The 2,422-nt window shown below is 41.1% G+C and carries 2 protein-coding genes and 1 pseudogene; all 3 read left to right on the top strand.

What is annotated here, in order from left to right; genetic code table 11:
* Positions 1-67 precede the first annotated feature (67 nt).
* Complete coding sequence (locus BCF58_RS06770) at positions 68-883, top strand: hypothetical protein (RefSeq protein ID WP_147462041.1); 816 nt, start codon at positions 68-70, stop codon at positions 881-883.
* Between the two features lie 356 nt (positions 884-1,239).
* Positions 1,240-1,821 carry a hypothetical protein gene (locus BCF58_RS06775; RefSeq protein WP_121460995.1) on the top strand — a complete coding sequence of 194 codons (582 nt, stop codon included), beginning with the start codon at positions 1,240-1,242 and terminating at the stop codon, positions 1,819-1,821.
* A gap of 29 nt (positions 1,822-1,850) precedes the next feature.
* Positions 1,851-2,422: pseudogene (locus BCF58_RS06780) on the top strand (hypothetical protein); the annotation flags it as partial.

Genomic DNA, 2,422 nt, shown 5'->3' on the forward strand with positions numbered 1-2,422 from the left:
CCTGTGATACGGCGGTTGGTCCGGAGTCCGTTTACACTTTAACCTTATCTTATTTAGATTAATGATTATGAAAACGATCAATTCAACACTACTGATATTGGGAAGTCTTTTTAATTTCGGGCTGTTAAGTTCCCAGGTAGGAGTCAATACGAATACCCCGAAAACCACACTGGAAATTATGACGGAGGATAAAGACAATCCCTTAAACAATGAAGGAGGGATTATTCCCAGGGTAACCTCACTGAATACAGCTAATGCTAAAGAGCATGGACTTTTGGTTTTCCTTGATTTTGAGGATCCTCTGACCGAAGCTATTGAAAGGGGCTTTTACTGGTGGAACAATACAAGCAGTACCTGGATACCTTTTTTCTCGATGAATAAGATGACTAAAGATAAAACCATTACCTACGTAAGCTGCAAGAGCACTTTTGATGAAGGGCCTCTTACCTCTGTATCCACCAATGTAAGGACCCTTGGTTTTGACGGGAGTACCCTTATAGCCAATGACACTGGCAATTTTGAGGTGAATGCATCAGGAGAGCTGGTGGTAAAGAAAGCAGGCACTTATCATGTACAGGCGGTGTTGTCCCTTCATAGTGTCAACAATGGTGTTAATGCCGCTCGTGATGCCTATGAGGGAATCATCCTGGTTAACGGAGCAGAGCCTGTACCCAGTCTCAGGACTGCGTATGGCTTTCCCAGCGGATCAACTGTCTTTGACAGCAATACGGCTATCTCAGGATTTGTAACCTTAAATGTAAATGACAGGCTGCGTTTCTCTATCAACAGGTATTACAGGGATCCCAGCTTTACGGATCCATCTACCATTACCCCAAACGGTACCCTTTCTAATCTTACATTACGGTATATAAGAAACTTTTAAAATAGCTAATAAGAAAAAGCGGAGAGACTGACTGACACTGCTTTCTTTTAAATGAAGTACTTTGTTGGTACCCGCTTTTTTTGCTTAACCCAGAATATTTTATGTGATTTGCATAATTAAAACACAATTGATGAAAATTTTACAGCCCTACACTTTTATATCAGATAAAAGATTGAATTCATTTATTCTTAAGAATTCAAAGTTAAAAAATACACAACTTTAAAATGTAAAAAATAGGACATTACCTTTTTGTACTCAGGATACATTTTCTGAGTTATTAATAAGTTGGTATTGGGACAAATGATTGGCTGATCCACTTACTTTTCAACAAAAACACACAATAAAAAACATACACAATGAAAAAAAATGCCATTATTTTGGGGGCAATGTTAACCTCAGCATTCTCGTTTGCCCAGGTCGGAATAAACACGACGACCCCTAATCGGGATGCAGCATTGGACGTAGTATCCACCAATAAAGGGATTCTTAATACCCGTATTGCTTTGACTTCCACAGCCAGCCCTTCACCTCTCAGCGCCCACGTGGCAGGAATGATGGTATATAATACGGCTACCGTATCAGACGTAACTCCCGGATTGTATTACAATGATGGTTCCAAATGGGTAAAAGCCGGAGGCGGTGCAGCGGCCAGTGCGACCATGAATGTTACCAACCAAACGGGAAATTACACGGCATTAGTTACCGATGATATTATTTTATACACCACTGCATCCGGTCCGAATCCTGTTTTAACCTTACCTACAACCGGGGTGCCTGTCGGTAAGAGAATATATGTCTCAGTTTTAGGAGCTGCCTCTGTGGAAATCAGTCCATTACCAAGGGAAACAGCTAATCAGCTATGCTATCCTGGTCAGGGTAATATATTAATTTACACAGGAAATGCTACTTCTCCATGGTCTCTTATATCAGGTTATTAATAAAAAAACACAAAAAAAACACTTAAAAGATGAAAAAAGAAATCAGACAGATTATTTTAATTGGAACCATAATAACAGGAAGTTTGGCTCAGGCTCAGGTGAGAATAGCCAACAGTACATTGAACCTTGCTGTTGTGGGAAGCTCAGCCTTTATAGATGCCTCTTCTAATCCCACCTATAATTCCTCTACCAATGTAGGTAAGGGCTTATTGTATCCAAGGGTGGATCTTACCACTTTTACTGCATTCGGAGGAGTTCCTATAGGGGTTCCTACTTCCTTTCCTACTTATTATGACGGTTTTGTGGTGTATAATACCAATGTAGGCGGGGTAGCAGGAGTAGGGACAACACAGGGAACATTAACTTCCGGATTCTGGTATTATGACAATAAATCAGGGACCATCAACGGAGGAACATGGAAGCCTCTTAGCCCGGCAGCAGCAAGTACTCCTACAACGAATACTTTAACCAGCACAGCCAATATCCTTACTTCTACTATTAATGGGGTGACAGCATCTGCACCTGTTATCAATACCAATGCCCTCTCCTTGTCGGGAAGCAGTTTGAGCAGTACTGTTAACGGGGTGGTGAGTAATGTGGT

The sequence above is a fragment of the Chryseobacterium defluvii genome, assembly GCF_003634775.1.
GTDB lineage: Bacteria > Bacteroidota > Bacteroidia > Flavobacteriales > Weeksellaceae > Chryseobacterium > Chryseobacterium defluvii.

Coding starts and splice junctions, on each gene's coding strand:
- BCF58_RS06770 (WP_147462041.1), top strand. CDS start 68: ATGAAAACGATCAATTCAACACTACTGATATTGGGAAGTCTTTTTAAT.
- BCF58_RS06775 (WP_121460995.1), top strand. CDS start 1,240: ATGAAAAAAAATGCCATTATTTTGGGGGCAATGTTAACCTCAGCATTC.